The following is an 18,570-nucleotide window of genomic DNA, read 5'->3' as shown; positions in this document are numbered from 1 at the left end:
CATGGCAAATGTGAATATTCGAAACGTCCAGAAGCGCTTTGGTGCCGTCAATGTCATCAGAGACATCAGCGTCGATATCGCCGACGGAGAATTCGTGGTCCTCGTCGGCCCGTCCGGCTGCGGCAAATCCACCCTGTTGCGCATGATCGCCGGCCTGGAAGAAATGAGCGATGGCGAAATCCGGATTGGCGCGCGCGATGTCAGCGACCTGCGGGCGCGCGACCGCGATATCGCGATGGTCTTCCAGAACTACGCGCTCTATCCGCATATGAGCGTCGCCGACAATATGGGCTTTGCCCTGAAGCTGAAGAAGGCCGATACGTCGGAGATTTCCGAACGGGTCACCAAGGCTGCCAACGTCCTTGGCCTTGAAAAGCTGCTCGACCGATACCCTAAGCAGCTCTCAGGCGGCCAGCGTCAGCGTGTCGCCATGGGCCGCGCATTGGTGCGCGATCCGCAAGTCTTCCTGTTCGACGAGCCGCTTTCCAATCTCGATGCCAAACTGCGTGTGCAGATGCGCGCCGAAATCAAATCGCTGCATCAGCGCATCAAGACGACGACGATCTATGTCACGCATGACCAGATCGAGGCGATGACGATGGCTGACAAGATCGTCGTTCTGCATGACGGCGTCATCGAACAGGTCGGCGCTCCGCTGGAACTCTACGATCGTCCCGCCAATCTGTTCGTCGCCGGCTTTATCGGCTCGCCGTCGATGAATTTCATTGACGGCAGGATCGAAGAGGGTGTTTTCCGCACGGAGAAGGGCCTCATCCTGCCACTGCCGGAAAACATCAAGAGCGCACCGCCCGCCGGTGAGCTCGTCTACGGCATCCGTCCCGAACATATCCGCGCCAGCCAAGGCGGAATTGGTGGCCGTGCCGAGATCGTCGAGGGAACCGGATCTGAAATCTTCGCCAAGCTGGATTGCAATGGCGAACAGATTTCCTGCCTCTTCCGCGAACGGCTGGCAATCGCTTACGGCGATATGGTGTCGATCGTGATCGATCCGGCAAGTGTCCATCTCTTCGACAAGTTAACCGGCCGACGCATTTGAGCCCGACCTTCTCCAATGCCGGCGGCAAGCCGCGCCACGTGCTCTGCGTCGGTGCCGCCGTGCTCGATACGCTGTTTCGTGTTCGTACGATCCCGCAGACGCCGGGCAAGGTCCTGCCCTATGAAATGCTGCAAGTGGCCGAGGGCATGGCTTCCAGCGCTGCCTACGCGATCGTGCGTCTCGGTGGTCTGGCAAGCCTGTGGGGCGCGGTCGGAGACGATACGGCTAGCCAGCAGATTCTGTCGGAGCTCGAACAAGCCGGGATTGATGTCGGCGGCAGCGCCCAGGTTGCCGGCGCCCGCTCGGCCGTTTCGACAATCCTCATCGACGACGATGGCGAAAGGCTGATCGTTCCCTTCTACGATCCGCGACTGCACGAAGACGTCAGGGAGGTCACGACCGACGATCTCGCGGCGTTTGATGCCGTCATGGTGGATGTGCGCTGGCCCGCTCTCGCCCTGAAGGTCCTAAAAGCAGCAAGGGCGGCGGGAAAGCCCGCAATTCTCGATGGTGATGTCGCGCCGCCTCACGTTATCGACATGCTCGCGAAACATGCCAACCACATCATCTTTTCAGAGCCGGCAGCCAACAGCCTTTCGCAGATAGACGATCCCGCTGGCATGGTGCCGCTTCTCAAGAAGCAATATCCGCAGGCTTTGATCGTGGTCACGTCCGGAGAGCGCGGCAGCTATTGGTGGAACGAAGAAACTGCTGACGTCGCGCATGTGCCTGCATTTCGGGTCAAGACGGTCGACACGCTGGCAGCGGGGGATATTTTCCACGGCGCCTATGCGCTGGCGGTCACGGAGGGATTGACGACAGATGCCGCCATCCGGATGGCCTCTGCCGCCGCGGCACTGAAATGCAGCATCTTTGGCGGACGGCTCGGCGCACCGGAGCGTGCGGAGGTTTTGGCCTTGCTGGGGGATGCCGAGCGCAGGTCGATGGCGGCGGCCGACATGATCGCCAGTCAATCCGTCTAGGACCTCAATTCTCGCTCACATAGGCGAGGTAGCGCTTCTTGCTCGGCTGCAGGTGGTCGACGCAGAGCTGCGCCAGAACCCAATTGTCCCTGCCCTTCAGCATCTCGATCATCAGCCGGTGATGCTCGTGCGAGATCCGCAGCGATTCCTTGCTCGACATGGAATTGGCGCGCACCGGCAGGCTGAGACGCATGTAGAGCTCGATCGACTGGACGAGATGGGAATTGCCGCAGGCGCTGAAAAGCGTCAGATGGAACTTGTCGTTTGTCTCGTGCACGCCGCGAAGGTAGCCGGATTCGACGTGCCGGCCATGCTCTTCGTGCAGGGCCGTCAGTTCGGCGATCAGCTCGTCGGGCGCCGGCAACGGAATCCAGAGTGCCGCCTGCCTCTGCAGCAGCTCGCGCACGTCATAGATCTCCTGCACCTGTCTTGATGTCAGCGAGCGGACAGTTGCGCCCTTATTGCGTTCGCGCACGACGATACCCATCGTCTCCAGCTGGACGATCGCCTGGCGCGCGAAGTGTCGCGTCACATGGAAGCGCGCAAGAAGCGTATCCTCGGTCAGACGAGTACCAGGCGCCAGCCGTCCGAAGATGATGTCTTCTTCGAGCGCGCGCGCAATGCTCAGATCGTCGTGTTCGATCTCGTCTTCACTGATATCGTCGAGCGTCTGCATCAATACGTCCTCCGGGGGCCGGCCATCTTATCGCGGTTTGTCTTCAGCGTCGAACCGGCTCAGCCGATAGATGTCTTCGACCAGCGCCAGCGTCTTCAGATTATCGTCAGGCACAGTCTCCATCACTGCTCGGCCCTCCAGCCCGTCAAGGAAATGCGCGATCGTCGCATCATAGGCGCCTTGGTAGACGGCATCCGCATCGAATTCCTCCTTGCGCTCGGCATGGCCCGTTGCCGAAAGACGGCTTCCATACAATTCCAGCGTCGCCTGCGTGCCAAAAATCCGTAGATGATCGCGCGGCGCCGGCGGTGCGCCATGCACCGCCAGATTGGCGTTTACAGTGACGATCACCCCGTCGTCCAGGCGGCGTAAGACGACAGAGGCAACATCCTCGGCGATAATGTCGTCATTGCTGCGCTCAAGCCGCGCGGCAACCACCTCCATTTCGCCGAACAGGTAGCGCAGCGTATCCAGATGATGGATCATCACCTCCATGACCAGCAGACGCTGCTGCCTGCGGAAAAACGGCTGGCGGATGAGCGCTGGCCTGTTCCCGTCAGTATCGGCAATCATGCCGCTTGAGAAGAATTCGAACTGGACCTGCCTGATATTGCCGGCAATCCCCTCCTCCAGCCAGGCCTTCAGCCGGCGGTAATAGGCGCGAAACCGCCAGTTCTCGTGCACCATCAAGCGGATGGACGGCGGCAGACCGGCAACGAGAGCAACTGCCTGTTCGTAGTCGGGCGCCAGCGGCTTCTGGCAGAGAATATCGAGATCGTTTTGCGCCGCCAACCGCACAAGCTCCACATGTGCCTCGCGCGGCGCACAGATATCGACGGCATCGAGCGCTTCCTCCGCCAGCATCGCTTCCGCGCTCGCATAGTTTCTCGTAATGCCGAAAACCCCACTTCTGGCCGCCCGCGCCTCCACCGAAGGGTCGGCGATCGCCACGACCTCGGCGCGCGCCGACTGCTTCATCCATGCCGGCAGGTGATATTCGCTGACCCAGCCGGCACCAATGATCCCCACCCGCCTTCGCTTGATCTCTGCCATGAACCACTCCACCTCATTTTATCGATAATTTAGACATCATCACTGGAAATGCCAATGCGCATTCGGGATGGGAAAGTGGAAAAATCCCGATTTATCTTGGATTTTGTCTATTCAATTTTCCGAACATCGCGGTGAGCGGCATCGACTGCGCATCTTCTTTATTGACAATCCTACATATCCCACTAGGCTTGAACTCAATTTAAGAGACGAGGGAGGAACAATGTCGAGCGGTCTTCGTCGCAAGCTGACGAGTTACGGCGATCAGGGTTTCTCCCTTTTCCTGCGAAAGGCCTTCATCAAGGCCATGGGCTATTCGGACGATGCTCTCGATCGCCCGATCGTGGGGATTGCCAATACCTACAGCGATTTCAACCCCTGCCATGGAAACGTGCCGCAACTCATCGAAGCTGCCAAGCGTGGTGTCATGCTGGCCGGCGCAATGCCGATGGTCTTTCCGACCATTTCCATCCACGAGAGCTTCGCCTCGCCGACCTCGATGTATCTTCGTAACCTGATGGCGATGGAAACCGAGGAGATGATCCGCGCCCAGCCGATGGATGCCGTGATCCTCATTGGCGGCTGCGACAAGACCCTGCCGGCGCAGATCATGGCCGCTGCCAGCAGCGATATCCCGGCAATCTTCCTGCCGACCGGGCCGATGGCCGTTGGTCACCATAAGGGTGAGAGGCTCGGCGCATGTACGGATTGCCGGCGCTTCTGGGGGCGCTTTCGGGCCGGCGAGATCGATGAGGCCGAGATCACCGACGTCAACAACAAGCTCGCCAGCTCGATCGGCACCTGCACGGTGATGGGAACGGCAAGCACCATGGCCAACCTGACCGAAGTGATGGGCCTCTGCCTGCCGCGGGCAGGATCGGCGCCCGCCGCCGAATCCGAGCGCGTGCGGCTTGCCGAAGAGACCGGCCGCGTTGCCGCCGGACTGGCAGCCAACCCGGATGCGCCGACGGTGCGCGATATTCTGACGCCTTCGGCCATCCGCAACGGCCTTGTCGCCTTGCAAGCTATGGGTGGCTCGACCAATGCCGTCGTTCACCTTGCCGCCATCACGGGGCGCCTTGGCATTCGCCTCGACATGGCCGAACTCGACAGGCTCGGCAAGATCATCCCACTTCTCGTCGACCTACAGCCGTCCGGCCAGCATTATATGGAGCAGTTCCACGAGGCCGGCGGTGTGCAGACGCTCTTGAAGGCGGTGCGCCACGAGATCGACGCCAGCCAGCAGACGATCTATGGCAAGACGATCGGCGAGGTAATCGATGCGGCTCCCGACGAGCCCGGCCAGACGATCATCCGCACGGTCGATAAACCGTTGAAGCCCATCGGCACGATTGCCGTGCTCCACGGCAATCTGGCGCCTCGCGGCGCGGTCATCAAGCAATCGGCGGCATCGAAGGATCTACTGCAGCATGAGGGCCGAGCAGTGGTCTTCGATTCCGTCGAGGACATGACCCTGCGGATCGATAGCGACGACCTCGATGTCAGCGCCGACGATATTCTCGTGCTGCGCAATGCCGGCCCGAAAGGCGCGCCTGGCATGCCGGAAGCCGGCTATCTGCCGATCCCGCGCAAGCTCGCTCGCCAAGGCGTCAAGGACATGGTGCGCATCTCCGATGCCCGCATGAGCGGCACCGCCTTCGGCACGGTCGTGCTGCATATTGCCCCGGAGGCCGCTGCCGGCGGGCCGCTAGCGATCGTGAGAACCGGCGACCGCATCCGCCTCGACGTCAAGGAGAGACGCATAGACCTCGCCATTGACCAAGCGGAATTCGACCGACGCATGGCAGAGCTTGGGGAAATATCGGCTGCCGAGCCGGCGCGCGGCTATGCCAGGCTTTATCACACGCGCGTGCTGCAGGCCGATGAAGGCGCCGATTTCGATTTCCTCCAGCATGAGGATCTGGAACAGAAATGAGCCTGGTGGACAGTCAAGCGCCACTCTGCCTACCGCGCCTGCCGCTGACCCGTGCTCCGGCAACGCCGCTGCCGCAGGGCACGATCGATACGCATTTCCACGTCTTCCGGTCGGACGCGCCGCTGAATACGCCACGTAGCTACACGCCGGATATCGCAACAACTGCAGACTGGATCGCCTTTGCCAACCGGCTAGGCATCAGCCGGGGTATCGTCGTGCAGCCGAGCGTCTATGGCCTCGACAACCAGGTTCTGGTCGAGGCACTGGCCGCCTTTCCGGACCGGCTGCGGGGCATCGTTGTCATCGATCCCGAGACAGACCCTACGGAGATTGCCCGTCTCGACCGGCTTGGGGTACGCGGCGTTCGTATCAACACGCGCAACAAGGGCGGCCTACCGCTTATTGCGGCCGAAACGCTTGCGGCAGACATCCGCGATTTCGGCTGGTCGCTACAACTTCAGATCAGCCCGGACCAGATCGACGACCTTGCCGGACGGCTGCCACATCTGGGCGTCCGCTTCGTCATTGATCATCTGGGCTTCATACCACTCGCCGACGGCGCATGGCGCCAACATCTTCCTGCGCTCCAGAGGCTCGCCGATAATCCCGGCGGCTACATCAAGCTCACCGCTCCCTACAGGCTGACGCGCGAGCGCGGTTATGCAGGTTTTGCCGAAGTGGTGCGGGCGCTTGCGGCCAGCCATCCGGACAAGCTGCTCTGGGGGAGCGACTGGCCCCATACCGAGCTCTGGAGCGATATGCCCGATGACGCCGAGCTGATCGACGGGATGCAGGATGCAATCGGCAACCCCGAACTTGCCCGCAAAATCTTCATCGAGAATGCCGAAACGCTGTTCTTTGGGCGTTGAGCGCAACGCGCCTTGACGATCGCCAGTGGCATCTATGTCATTGTTGTCGCTCGCTTTGCCAGTCGATTGCGAGTCGGCGGATACCATCATCCCGGTTCGGAGGAAATGTGAACAAGACCTACGACTTCATCATCGCCGGCGGCGGATCCGCGGCCTCGGTCGCCGCCATGCGGCTGGTGCGGGACTTTGGATTTTCGGTCCTCATCATCGAGCGCGGACCGCGCGAGACCGCAAGGCTGATGTCCTTTCCAGCCGGCTACATGAAATATCTCGCCCGCGACGATTTCCTCGAAATGCATCATACCGTGCCGCAAGCGCAGCTCGGCGGCCGTGGGCCGATCGTACCGGTTGCACGAGCGCTCGGCGGTGGCAGTGCGGTCAATGCCATGGTCTATATGCGCGGCCAAAAGGAAGATTACGACAGCTGGGCCGCCTATCTCGGCAACGGAACCGAATGGTCCTACGCGGACATGCTGCCGCATTTCAAAGGCATTGAAGCCAATAGCCGCTTCAACAATGAATTCCACGGCATTTCCGGCAATCTGCGTGTTTCCGAACCGCGCCATATCTCCGATACGACCGAGGATTTCATCCTCGCCGCACAGGGGCTCGGCCACCCCTATAATCCTGATTTCAACGGTGCCAGACAGAACGGCGTCGGCATCATGCAGCACACCTTTGCCAAATGGGGTCGCCGCACGGAACGGTCGGATGCCAAGAAGGCTTTCCTCGACCCGCTCTTGGGAGACAGCCGTCTCGACATCATCACCGAAGCGCGCGTCGACCGCCTCATCGTCAGGAATGGCCGCGCGGTCGGCATCGCCTATACGCGGGGTGGCGAGACGCGCGAAGCCATGGCTGAACGCGAGGTGCTGGTTGCCACGGGAACTTATAATAGTGCCAAGCTGCTAATGCTGTCAGGCATCGGCCCTGCCGATCATCTGCGCGAACACGGCATCGCTGTCATCGCCGATCTGCCCGGCGTCGGCGCCAATCTGCAGGATCATCACGAAGTTCCCGTCATCGCCACCACGAAGGGCAAGTCCGGCTACTTCGGCGAAGACAAAGGCTGGCCGATGATCCGCAACGGGCTGCAATATCTGCTCTTCGATTCCGGGCCGGTGACGACCACAGGTATCGAGTCCTGCCTCTTCTACGATCCGGACGGCGGTGATCGACCGACGATCCAGCTCTATTGCGCGCCGATCGTCTATCTCGATCGTGACGTCTCCTCGGCTAAACCGACCTGGGGCGTGACCTTTACCTCCTGCCTGCTGCGGCCGAAGGCGCGCGGCAGCGTGAAGCTACGCTCGGCCGACCCTGCCGACCAGCCGCTCGTCGACTGCAATTTCTTCGGCGATCCCGATGATCTGCGCCTGACGCTCGCATCCCTGAAGACGGCGCGGCGGCTTCTGGAAACGGAACCCTTCCGTTCGAAGATTGCGATGGAAATCCTGCCGGGGAAAACGCTGCAAGACGAGGAAGCGCTGACGAAATTCGCTGGCCAGACGGTGAAGACGAACTACCATCCTTCCGGCAGCCTGCGCATGGGGCCGGATAACGATCCGATGGCAGTCGTCGATGGCTCGCTGAAGGTTCGTGGGCTCGACGGGTTGCGGGTGATCGATTGCTCGATCATTCCCTTCATTCCATCGGGCAACACCAACGCGCCAGCCATGGCAATCGGCTCCAAGGCGGCTGAGATGATCGGTAACGATTAACGGCAGAACTTCAGCCATTGAACGCCGCTTATTTTGACGCTATATAACGTCAGTATAAACGGCATAGAGATGGATCATGGGCCTCGCACAATATGCAGATGACGGGCTGTTTGCACCGCGCAAGATCGCTGATGCCTTCCGCACGACGAGCGAGGAGATTGCCCGCACCGCCGGTCTCGGCAAGGATGCGATCCAGCGCAAGGACCGCCTCCGCTCCGACAAGACGCAGAAGCGCCTGCGCGAAATGATTGAAGTCGTCAACAAGGTCGAATCCCGCTTCGGTTCGGCGCTGATGGCCTATGCCTGGTATCGTTCCGAGCCCTTATCGGGCTTTTCAGGCCAGACTGCCATGCAGCTGGTTCGCGACGGACGGGCGGAGGACGTTCTCGATTATATCGATGCGATCGATGCCGGCGTCCACGCCTGATCCCCGATAATGCGCTACGAAGGGAAGCTCTATCGGGCGCTGAACCCGATCTATGCACGCCAGCCACTTTCCGGCCGGGGCGCCGAACTCTATGGCGGACGATTTAATCCAAAGGGAATGCCGGCACTTTATACGTCGCTATCCGTGCTGACGGCGCTCAGGGAAGCCAATCAGGTCGGCAGCCTGCAGCCAACCACCCTTGTCTCCTACGAGGCCGATATCGAGCGCGTCTTTGACACAAGGGACGAGGTCGCTCTTCAGGCGCTCGGCATGGATGCCGAAACGATTACCGCAGCAAGCTGGCGCGACGAGATGAAGGAAAAAGGGGAAGCAAGGACCCAGAACTTCGCACGTCGGCTCGTGTCCGATGGCTATCATGGCCTCTTGGTCAGAAGTTTTGCTCCCGCGGCCAGACGCGACGATCTCAATCTCGTGCTTTGGCGATGGAGCGACACGCTCCCCTTCCGTCTAGCCCTAATCGACGACGAAGGCAGGTTATCCTGAACCATCAGGATCAGCGCCGGCGTATCGGGCAGCGCTGATCCTATTCGTGTGCCTCAGGCCGCGCGCACCTTGCTCGGCCGTGCCCATTCCGGCAGCCAGTCGCCATGGGTGGCGAGCAACTCATCCACCAGCGACCAGATCTGATCGAGGTCGAGCTCGGCAGCCGTATGCGGATCCATCATCGCAGCATGATAGATATGTTCCGGATTTTCCGTCATCAGTGCCTGAACCGTCAGTTCCTGGACATTGATATTGGTGCGGATCAGCGCGGTCAGCTGCGGCGGCAGGTCGCCGATATAGGTTGGCTGGATGCCGGAGGCATCGACCAGGCAGGGCACTTCGGCAGCGCAATTGGCCGGCAGCGAGGTGATGCAGCCATTATTGCGGACGTTGCCGTAGATAACCGAGGGTTCGCCGGTCCAGACCGAATTGATGATCGAGGAGGCATATTCCTTCGATTCATTGACCTCGATCTTGTCGGCCGAGCGATAAGTTTCAGCCTGGCCCTTCCAGCGAGCGATCTGCTCGATGCAGCGTTTCGGATATTCATCGAGCGGAATGCCGAATTTCTCGATGAGGTCCTCGCGACCTTCCTTGATGAAGTAAGGTGTGTATTCGGCGAAATGCTCCGAGCTTTCGGTGACGAAATAGCCGAGACGCGTCAGCATCTCGTAACGCACCTTGTTGGGGCAGCGCGGGTTCCAGCCGGGCTTCGGCGCACGTCCCTCGCGATAGGCGCGTACGAGATCCGGATAGAGGTTCTTGTAGGAGCCATCCGGCTGACGATGCTCGAACTTCAGGTAGAAGGCCATGTGGTTGATGCCGGCCGAGCGGTAGCGGATTTCGTCATAGGGGATGTCGAGATCATGGGCGAGCTCCATTGCCGTGCCCTGCACGGAATGGCAAAGGCCAACCTGCTTGATGTCAGGATATTTCTCGGCGATCGCCCAGGTGTTGATCGCCATCGGGTTTACATATTGCAGCATGATGGCGTTGGGGCAGACGGCGCGAATATCTTCGCAGATCTTCCAGAGATGCGGCACGGTCCGCAGGCCACGCATGATGCCGCCGACGCCGAGCGTGTCGGCAATCGTCTGGCGCAAGCCGTATTTCTTCGGCACCTCGAAATCGGTCACCGTGCAGGGCTCGTAACCGCCAATCTGGAAGGCGACGACCACGAAATCGGCGCCCGACAGAGCCTTGCGCTGATCGCCGTAGGTCTCGGCCTTCGCCTTCACACCAAGTGTCGAAATCAGCTTGTTGACGACGATGGCGCTTTCTTCCAACCGCTGCGGGTTGATGTCCATGAGCGCGATCGTAGCCCCCGACAGCGCCGGACGCTGCAGGATGTCGCCGACGATGTTCTTCATGAAAACGGTGGAGCCAGCTCCGATGAACGCTATTCTGGGATTTGCCATATGAACCTCCGGCATTCTGAAATCAGGCTACCTCGAAAGCGGCTTTGACGAGCCGTTCGGTGTAGGGTGTCTTGGGATTGGAAAGGACTTCGTTGACGGGTCCCTCTTCCATGATCTTGCCGTGCTGCATGACGATGACACGGTGGCAGAGGGCACGCACGACCTTCAGGTCATGCGAAATGAAAAGGTAGCTCAGACCCCGCTCGTCCTGCAGCTTGCGCAGGAGTTCTATGATCTGCGCCTGGACGGAGAGATCGAGCGCCGAGGTCGGCTCGTCGAGCAGGATGAATTCCGGCTCCAGTGCGATCGCCCGCGCAATAGCGATGCGCTGGCGCTGCCCACCGGAAAATTCATGCGGGAAACGAGAGAGGATGTTGCCCGGCATGCCAGCGGAGACCAGAGCTTCGCGAACCCTGTCCAGACGTTCGCCCTTGTTGGCGCCGAGCTTATTGACGACCAGCCCTTCCTCGATGATCTGGCCGATGGTCATGCGCGGATTGAGCGACGAGAACGGGTCCTGGAAGACGACCTGCATGCGCGAGCGCAAGGGACGCATTTCCGCCCGTGACTTGCCGTGGATTGGCTGGCGGTCGAAATAGATCTCGCCATTGTCCGTGTCATTGAGCCTGAGAATAGCCTGACCGAAGGTCGTCTTGCCCGAACCGGATTCACCGACGAGGCCCAGCGTCTCGTGCCGCCGCAGCGTGAGATTGAGACTGTCGACGGCGACCAGTTCGCGCAGCTCCGGTCTGAAAAAGCCGCCATGGCGCAGCATGAAGGAGACGCGCACGCCGCGGGCGTCGAGAATGATATCCGATCCCTCCGGCAGCGGGTTGGCCTGGCCACGCGGCTCTGATCCCAGAAGATGCTTGGTATAGGGATGTTGCGGATTGGCGAAGAGCTGCTCGGTTATATTGTGCTCGCGCATCTCGCCATGCTGCATCACATAGACATAGTCGGAGAACTTGCGCACGACCGTCAGGTCGTGGGTAATCAGGATCACAGCCATCCGCAATTCCGTCTGCAGATTGCGGATGAGATTGAGGATCTGCGCCTGGACGGTCACGTCGAGCGCCGTCGTCGGTTCGTCGGCGATCAGGACGTCGGGGTCGTTGGCAAGCGCCATGGCGATCATCACCCGCTGGCGCTGACCGCCCGAGAGCTGATGCGGATATTGCCGCAGGCGCGCTTCGGGATCGGGGATCTGCACCTGCTTCAAAAGCTCCAGCGCCTTAGCGTCGGCCTGCCTGCGGCTCATCTTGCGGTGGACGCGGATCGCTTCGACGATTTGGCTGCCGATCGTATAGATCGGGTTCAGCGAGCTCATTGGCTCCTGGAAGATCATCGAAATCCGGTCGCCGCGCAGCCTGCGGCGGGCCTTCTCCGAAAATTTCAGGATATTGGCGCCATCATACTCGACGCTCGAGCGCGGCGAGATGACCGCACGCTTGGACAGCAGCCCCATGACGGTACGTGCCGTCACCGACTTGCCAGAGCCAGACTCGCCGACGATGGCAATCGTTTCGCCGCGGTATAGCTGAAAGGAAATGTCCTTCACGGCTTCGACGGTGCCATGCTCGACCTTGAAATTCACGCCGATATTGCGCGCGTCGATGATCGGGCTCTCCTTGCGGCCATCATGATCGTGACGGACGGGCGGGGCGAAGGAACTAACGAGAGCAAGGGCCATCTTCATCACCTCAATAGGGATCGACCGCATCACGCAGACCGTCGCCCAGCGCATTGAACGCAAAGACGGTGATCAGCACGAAAGCGACAGGAGCGAGAATCCAGGGATAGGTTCCGATGACCGAATAATTGGCCGTATCCTGCAGCATCAAACCCCAGGAAATCAGCGGCGGCTTTACGGCGAAGCCGAGGAAGCCGAGGAAGGATTCGAGCAGCACGACGCTTGGAATATGGATGGTGACGGCGACGATCACGTGGCTCATCACATTCGGGAAAATATGCTGGAAGATGATGCGCCGGTCGGTCGCGCCGACCGCCATTGCCGCCCGCACATATTCGATACGCGCCAGCGCCAGCGTCTTGCCGCGCACCTCGCGCGACATCTGCGCCCAGCCGAGCGCCGACATGACGAAGATCACGAAGGCGAGGAAGACGTTGGTCGGCGCGGTGATCGGGATCAGCGATGTCAGCGCCAGATAAAGCGGCAGCTGCGGGAAAGCGAGTACCAGCTCGACGAAACGCTGCACCCAGACATCGAAGGCGCCGCCGTAATAGCCCGAGACCATGCCGACCGTCGTGCCGACGACAGTGACGATGAAGACTACCGTCAGTGCGATCATCAGCGAGATGCGCGAGCCGATGATGGCGCGCGACAGCACGTCACGACCGAACTTGTCGGTGCCGAGGAAATGCACCGGCTGGCCATCCACCGTGCCGAAGAAATGGCGATTGGCCGGGATGAGACCGAGCAGATTGTAGTCCGAACCCTTGACGAAGAAGCCGAGCAGACGCGGATTGTCGTAATCCACTCCGACGACCGGCTGGAAGGTAACCGGATCGAGCTCTTCGGAATCCGCCAGCGCATAGACGCGCGGCCAGACGAGACTGCCTTCCTTGTCATGGATGCTGATGAGCTGCGGCGGCGCAAAGCCGACATCGGTCGCCTTCGGGTCCATCGGCGCAAAGAAATCAGCAAAGACAGCCATGATGATTAAGAGGCCAACGAGGATCAGGCCGATCATGCCGGTCCAGGAGCGCCGCAGCCGGCGCCAGACCAGCGCCATATAGCTCTCATTGCCATGGTGGGTATTCTTGACCGCTTCTTCATGCGGTGGCGGCGGGGAAGAGTCGAAGGCAAACATATCAGGCTCCTCCATATTGACGGACCCGCGGATCGAGCATGGCAAGCAGCACGTCGGCGATGATGTTGCCGACGATCAGCGTGGCCGACAGCACCAGCATGAAAGTCGCTGTGACATAGACGTCGCCGATCGCCATCGAGCCGACGATTGCCGGCCCGACAGTCGGCAAGGCGAAGATGATCGCGGTTTCGATCTCGCCGGTCAGCATGTAGGGAAGCACGACGCCCTGATACATGACGAGCGGATGCAACGCGTTTGGAACGGCGTGACGCATGACGACGGCGCCGCCCGAAAGCCCCTTGGCGCGCGCTGTCTCAACATATTGAGCATTGAGCGTGTCGAGCAGATTGCCGCGCATGACGCGCATGTTGTAGGCGAGCCCGCCGAAAGTGGCGATCGCGACGACCGGCCAGACATGGCTGACGAGATCCATAAATTTGCCCCAGGACCACGGCGCCCCGCCATACTGCGGCGAGAAGAAGCTGCCGATTTCCGTGACGTTGAACTGGAAGACCAGCAGATAGACGATGATCAGCGCCATCAGGAAGCGCGGCACCGTCATGCCGAGGAAAGAGATGCCGGAGAGCAGGCTGTCGATCCAGCTATATTGGCGGGTCGCCGCCCAGATGCCGAAGGTGATGCCGAGGATGGACGCAAAAATGTGGCAGACCAGCGCTAAGGCCAGCGTGCGGGGCAGGCGCTCGCCGACCACGTCAGCAACCGGCTTGTTGTAGAACATGCTGTAGCCGAAATCGCCTTTGGTCACGATTCCCGTGATCCAGTTGACGTACTGGACGACCATCGGCTTATCGAGGCCATGTTCGATGCGGTAGGCCTGAGCCTGGGCATCCGCCTGGGCGAAGGAAGCTCCGCCCTGATTGATCAACTGCGAACGGATATAGTCGGCATAGTCTCCGGGCGGCGCCTGGATAATGGCAAAGGTCACCACACTCAGGATGAAGAGGACGGGGATCGCCGAGGCGATGCGCATGAGCAGGAATCGTAGCATCAGACGGTTCGCTTCTCCTTGCCGCCAGTCGCTCGTCTCAGCGCGGCCGGCTTGTTGATTCTGACCGGCCGCGCGCAGCACGCGCGACCGGAAGCTCTTGTCGTTCGGGAGGGAGCTCCTCGAACATCTCCATTTTTCTTCGAGCCATGGAGATGCTCGATCTCTTTGTTTTTATGCAATCCCAGACGCAAAACCGCTGCGCACTTTTGCTGGGAATTGCTCTTAGTTTATTGGACCCTTGTCTCCAGGCTTGCCGGGAAGCTGTTGAGGGAAGAGTTCGTACTTGCCCTGCTTGTCGGCAGCCACCCACAGACGCTCGCGGATGACGGAATCCTCGGCCCAGTTGAACATCATGATCGGCGTACCCGCGGGAATGTTCGAGAAGCGCTTGTTGATGATCAGCGCGCCCGGATATTCCGTCAGTCCGACGGTATCCACATGTTCGGTGGCCGTCTTCTGATACTGCTTCATGAGTGCCACGCGTTCGTCATTGTCCTGGCTCGTGCGGAACTTGTTGACGATGTCGGCGAGCTCCTTTTCATAAGGCAGGAGGTCGAGCTGATTATCCTTGCCGGCACGGTGGTGCCAGCTGGTGCGTGGGCCGACAGCGGCAAGCTGTTCGGTGTTCTGCACGACGGAGGCGAGCTCGGTCGTGTTGCGCTGGATCAGCCAGTCGAACTGGCCGGCATAATGCGCGCTATCGCGCTTGGGACCAGCAAGAGCATTGATGATGATCTTGATCCCGAGCTTCTCCATCTGACCGACGACGCCTTCGGCAAGGCTCTTGTCGGTGGTATAGTCGTTGTTGACGAGGAGCACGATCTCGACGTTCTTGCCATCAGCTGTTCCGGCCGGGAAGTTCACGAAGCCATCGCCATCCGTATCCTTCAGACCGACCTTGGCGAGCAGCGACTTGGCGCCCTTTAGATCGAAGGGATAGTAGACGGTCGAGTTGCGATCATAGAAGCTTGTGCCGGAGGAAAGCCCGCCTGCATAGATCGCCGTAAACGGTCCCTTGACGAGGGAGTCGCCGATCGCCTTGCGGTCAACCGCCATGGTCACGGCCTTGCGGAAGTCCTCGTTGCGGTCGAGTTCGCGGATCGCCTGACTGCGGGCATCAGGATCACCCCAGCCGTTGGCCGAAAGGTTCATGCGAAGATTATAGCCGATGAGGCGCGGGCCGAAGGCGAGACGCGCCGGAGCGGTCTTTTCGGCGGCACGCTTCAACGAGGCCACGAAGTTTTCCGGCTGCTCGAGGTTCGAGAAGTCGGCAGAACCGGCAACGGCCTGCACGTCACGGTCGGCCCAGGTCGAGAGCTTGTAGTGCAGCTCGTTGAGATAAGGGAGCTGATTGCCCTTCTCGTCGACCTTCCAGTAGTAGGGGTTGCGGCGCATGACGATGATATCGTCAGGCCGGTATTCGACCGGCACCCAGGCGCCCATGACCGGCATGTTCATGTATTCCGGCGGGAAAGCGTTCTTGAACTGATCGTAGGTGTTCTTCGAATATTTCGGGTGCTGGGGCTTCAGAATATGCGACGGACCCGGGCAGAAGTTCGGATAGGCCATCGTATAGAGGTACTGCTTCGGGAAGGCTTCCTTGAAGGTCCATTCGACTGTGTAGTCGTCGATCTTCGTGAGCGTCGTTCCCTCGCCGAAGGCTTCCGGCGATGCGCCGCCGCCGAGTGGCGAAACGTTCGGATCGATGACTTCGTCTTCCCAATAGAACATGAGGTCATCGGCATTGAAGGGCGCGCCGTCGGACCACTTGGCGCCTTCGATCAGATGCATGGTCAGCTTGTGACCGTCCTGCGACCATTCCCAACCCTTGGCGAGGTTCGGCAGCGGCTCGGTATCCTTTGCTTCCACCTGGAAGAGCGGCGCCGTGCGTGTCAGGCATTCGGAGAGGCCGATATCGATGCCACCCCAGCCCTGCGTCTGGCCGGCGCCATAATTCCAGCCTTCCGGCCGACCGCCGATGACATGGCGCATCACGTCGCCATAGCCGCCGATACCGTCAGGCATGTTTTCGGTCTTGAAGACCAGCGGCTCCTTGGGCAGGCGATCCTTGACCGCCGGCAGCTTGCCGCTGTCGACGAAATTCTTCGTGACCCAGTCCGGCTCGTGATATTCCGGCAGCGCCTTGAACTCCAGGATGGAGTCGCGGGATACATATTTAATCTTGCCTTCCGCCGGGAAAGCCGGCGGTGCCGGCGGCACTATCGGCTCGGACGCATAGGCATTCAGGGCCGCGACTGAAACGCCAAGCGCCAGTCCTGCCAGGATGCCGATCTTACGGAAATTCGTCATCGTCTCTCCCTCTTGTTCCGGAGCGCTTGTACGCGTCTCCGCTTCTCCTCAAACGACGATGAAGGAAGCTTGTGTGCGGGCGACCTTCCTCCCGAAGAGCCGCCGCAGCCTCCCTCATCCTGATTTTAGACGGCCTGCTTCAGCGCCGCCTTTTCAACACGAAGCTCCTCGATTGAGCGGACATTGCGGCGCGCGGCCCCTTCCCACTCTCTCGTTTTGACCTTGGAATTGGCGAGCCGCTCCTTGGCGGCTGGCACGGCATGCGCATATTGCGGCAGCCAGCGGGCCTGGGCAACGACCATCTCGTCGACCATCTGCCAGACCTCTTCCGGCGTCGAGACGGCACCGACCAGCGGATCGTGCAGCACGGCGAGCTTCAGGAGATCGATATCGCCGGAAATCGCTGCATGCACCGACATGCGTTGGACATTGATCGACGAGATACAGGTCGCAGCACAGGCTTCCGGAATGGTGATGCCGGAGACCATGTTGATGCCGAAGCGATCGACGAAGCCGGGCGACTCGATGATGGCATCGGATGGCAGGTTGGTGATAACGCCTGTATTCTTGACGTTGAAGTGACCGCGATAGACGCGACCGGTTTCCAGCGCCTCGAGAATGTGGCTCGCGTGCTCGTTGGAGCGCTTGGCCGGATCGATCGGCTTTTCGGCCGAAGCGAGGAATTGCGGGAATTCGGTCTCGAACCAGTTGCGGGTCTCGGTCGAGTGACGCAGATAGCCGCCAGTTTCGCCGTGGATCCAGTCGGACATGTCGATCCAGCGGGTAATTTCCTCCGGCCGCTTGCGGTACCAGGGCAGGTATTCGGAGAGATGGCCGTTGCTCTCGGTCGAATAGACGCCGAAACGTTTCAGCACGTCGATGCGCAGCTTCTCTTGTTGCGAATAGACGGGATGGGCCTCGAAGGCGGCGATCAGTTCGTCCTTGCCGATCTTGCGGCCGTTGAGACGCAGATCGACGAACCAGGTTTGATGATTGATGCCCGAGCAGATGTAGTCGAGTTCGCTCTGCGACTTGGCGCCGAGCACTTCGGCAATCTGTTCGGCGCCATGCTGGACCCCGTGGCAGAGGCCGACCGTATCGACCTTTCCATATTCGATAGCCGCCCAGGTGTTCATCGCCATCGGGTTGGCATAGTTCAGGAACTTCGCACCCGGTGCAGCGACCTCACGGATATCCTTGCAGAAGTCGAGAATGACGGGGATGTTGCGCTGGCCGTAGAGAATGCCGCCGGCGCAGATCGTATCGCCGACACACTGGTCGATGCCGTATTTCAGGGGAATTCTGATATCATCGGCATAGGCTTCTAGGCCGCCGACACGTACGCAGCTGATGACATAACGCGCGCCTTCCAGCGCCTTGCGACGATCTGTCGTCGCCGTCACCTTCGTCGGCAGCTTGTTTGCCTCGACGATCTTGTCGAGAATTGCCTTGATCATCTGGAGGTTATGTTCGCTGAGGTCGGTCAGCGCGAATTCAATGTCCTTGAATTCCGGCACACAGAGAATGTCCGTGAACAGCTTTTTGGTGAAGCCGACGCTGCCTGCTCCGATAATAGCGATTTTGAAACTCATATCCTTCACCTCGATCCGATCAAATGCTAGGTAGAAAGACAGCTAAGGAGGGCCAGGCGGCGTGCTTGCGCATACCGTCTGAAAATACCGGAAAATGGTACCTGTATTCCTCCCGGCCGTTCTTTCGACCGCGATCTCTTCCTCTTGTGGAAAAGGATTATGCGCATATTCGCAGGAGCGGCCAGAG

At 60.2% G+C, this 18,570-nt stretch carries 15 protein-coding genes; 7 read left to right on the top strand and 8 right to left on the bottom strand.

The window, feature by feature from the left end:
• Position 1 precedes the first annotated feature (1 nt).
• Both J2X71_RS11705 and J2X71_RS11700 read left to right on the top strand, forming a co-directional pair.
• Complete coding sequence (locus J2X71_RS11705) at positions 2-1,057, top strand: sn-glycerol-3-phosphate ABC transporter ATP-binding protein UgpC (protein WP_310382261.1); 1,056 nt, start codon at positions 2-4, stop codon at positions 1,055-1,057.
• Positions 1,054-2,040 (top strand): PfkB family carbohydrate kinase, encoded by a 987-nt coding sequence (locus tag J2X71_RS11700; protein WP_310382259.1) that lies wholly within the window; start codon positions 1,054-1,056, stop codon positions 2,038-2,040. Before J2X71_RS11705 ends, J2X71_RS11700 begins: the two co-directional genes overlap by 4 nt.
• A gap of 4 nt (positions 2,041-2,044) precedes the next feature.
• Here the strand turns inward: J2X71_RS11700 and J2X71_RS11695 are convergent, their stop codons facing one another.
• Positions 2,045-2,716, bottom strand: a complete 672-nt coding sequence (locus J2X71_RS11695) for a GntR family transcriptional regulator (RefSeq protein WP_310382257.1) — start codon at positions 2,714-2,716, stop codon at positions 2,045-2,047.
• A 27-nt stretch (positions 2,717-2,743) separates the two neighbouring features.
• Positions 2,744-3,769, bottom strand: a complete 1,026-nt coding sequence (locus J2X71_RS11690) for a Gfo/Idh/MocA family oxidoreductase (RefSeq protein ID WP_310382256.1) — start codon at positions 3,767-3,769, stop codon at positions 2,744-2,746.
• 220 nt (positions 3,770-3,989) lie between these two features.
• On the opposite strand from J2X71_RS11690, the gene J2X71_RS11685 reads away from it, so the two are divergent.
• The 5 genes from J2X71_RS11685 (at position 3,990) to J2X71_RS11665 (ending at position 9,223) form a co-directional block, all read left to right on the top strand.
• Complete coding sequence (locus tag J2X71_RS11685) at positions 3,990-5,702, top strand: IlvD/Edd family dehydratase (RefSeq protein WP_310382255.1); 1,713 nt, start codon at positions 3,990-3,992, stop codon at positions 5,700-5,702.
• Entirely contained in the window at positions 5,699-6,571 is an 873-nt protein-coding gene (locus J2X71_RS11680; RefSeq protein ID WP_310382254.1) for an amidohydrolase family protein, read from the top strand. The genes J2X71_RS11685 and J2X71_RS11680 overlap by 4 nt, the downstream gene beginning before the upstream one ends.
• 107 nt (positions 6,572-6,678) lie before the next feature.
• Positions 6,679-8,292, top strand: coding sequence for a GMC family oxidoreductase N-terminal domain-containing protein (locus J2X71_RS11675; RefSeq protein ID WP_310382253.1), 1,614 nt, complete (start codon positions 6,679-6,681; stop codon positions 8,290-8,292).
• Between the two features lie 76 nt (positions 8,293-8,368).
• Entirely contained in the window at positions 8,369-8,719 is a 351-nt protein-coding gene (locus J2X71_RS11670) for an MbcA/ParS/Xre antitoxin family protein (protein ID WP_310382252.1), read from the top strand.
• A 9-nt stretch (positions 8,720-8,728) separates the two neighbouring features.
• The gene (locus J2X71_RS11665) at positions 8,729-9,223 is read left to right on the top strand and encodes an RES domain-containing protein (RefSeq protein WP_310382251.1); all 495 of its coding nucleotides are present in this window, start codon (positions 8,729-8,731) and stop codon (positions 9,221-9,223) included.
• Between the two features lie 53 nt (positions 9,224-9,276).
• Here J2X71_RS11665 and J2X71_RS11660 read toward each other — a convergent pair whose 3' ends face one another.
• The 6 genes from J2X71_RS11660 to J2X71_RS11635 all read right to left on the bottom strand — a co-directional run bounded on the left by J2X71_RS11660 (position 9,277) and on the right by J2X71_RS11635 (position 18,383).
• On the bottom strand, positions 9,277-10,641 hold the full coding sequence (locus J2X71_RS11660; RefSeq protein ID WP_310382250.1) for an alpha-glucosidase/alpha-galactosidase: 1,365 nt from the start codon (positions 10,639-10,641) through the stop codon (positions 9,277-9,279).
• A gap of 22 nt (positions 10,642-10,663) precedes the next feature.
• Positions 10,664-12,331 (bottom strand): ABC transporter ATP-binding protein, encoded by a 1,668-nt coding sequence (locus J2X71_RS11655; RefSeq protein ID WP_310382249.1) that lies wholly within the window; start codon positions 12,329-12,331, stop codon positions 10,664-10,666.
• A gap of 10 nt (positions 12,332-12,341) precedes the next feature.
• Positions 12,342-13,472: an ABC transporter permease gene (locus J2X71_RS11650; RefSeq protein WP_113323996.1), complete on the bottom strand. Its 1,131-nt coding sequence runs from the start codon at positions 13,470-13,472 to the stop codon at positions 12,342-12,344.
• Position 13,473: 1 nt separating this feature from the next.
• The gene (locus J2X71_RS11645) at positions 13,474-14,481 is read right to left on the bottom strand and encodes an ABC transporter permease (protein WP_310382248.1); all 1,008 of its coding nucleotides are present in this window, start codon (positions 14,479-14,481) and stop codon (positions 13,474-13,476) included.
• Between the two features lie 222 nt (positions 14,482-14,703).
• Positions 14,704-16,791, bottom strand: a complete 2,088-nt coding sequence (locus J2X71_RS11640; RefSeq protein WP_310382247.1) for an ABC transporter substrate-binding protein — start codon at positions 16,789-16,791, stop codon at positions 14,704-14,706.
• 125 nt (positions 16,792-16,916) lie between these two features.
• Positions 16,917-18,383: an alpha-glucosidase/alpha-galactosidase gene (locus J2X71_RS11635; protein WP_310382246.1), complete on the bottom strand. Its 1,467-nt coding sequence runs from the start codon at positions 18,381-18,383 to the stop codon at positions 16,917-16,919.
• Positions 18,384-18,570 lie beyond the last annotated feature (187 nt).

It is taken from the genome of Rhizobium sp. 1399, from assembly GCF_031455475.1.
GTDB lineage: Bacteria > Pseudomonadota > Alphaproteobacteria > Rhizobiales > Rhizobiaceae > Rhizobium.
This window is presented reverse-complemented; position numbering and strand designations above follow the sequence as displayed.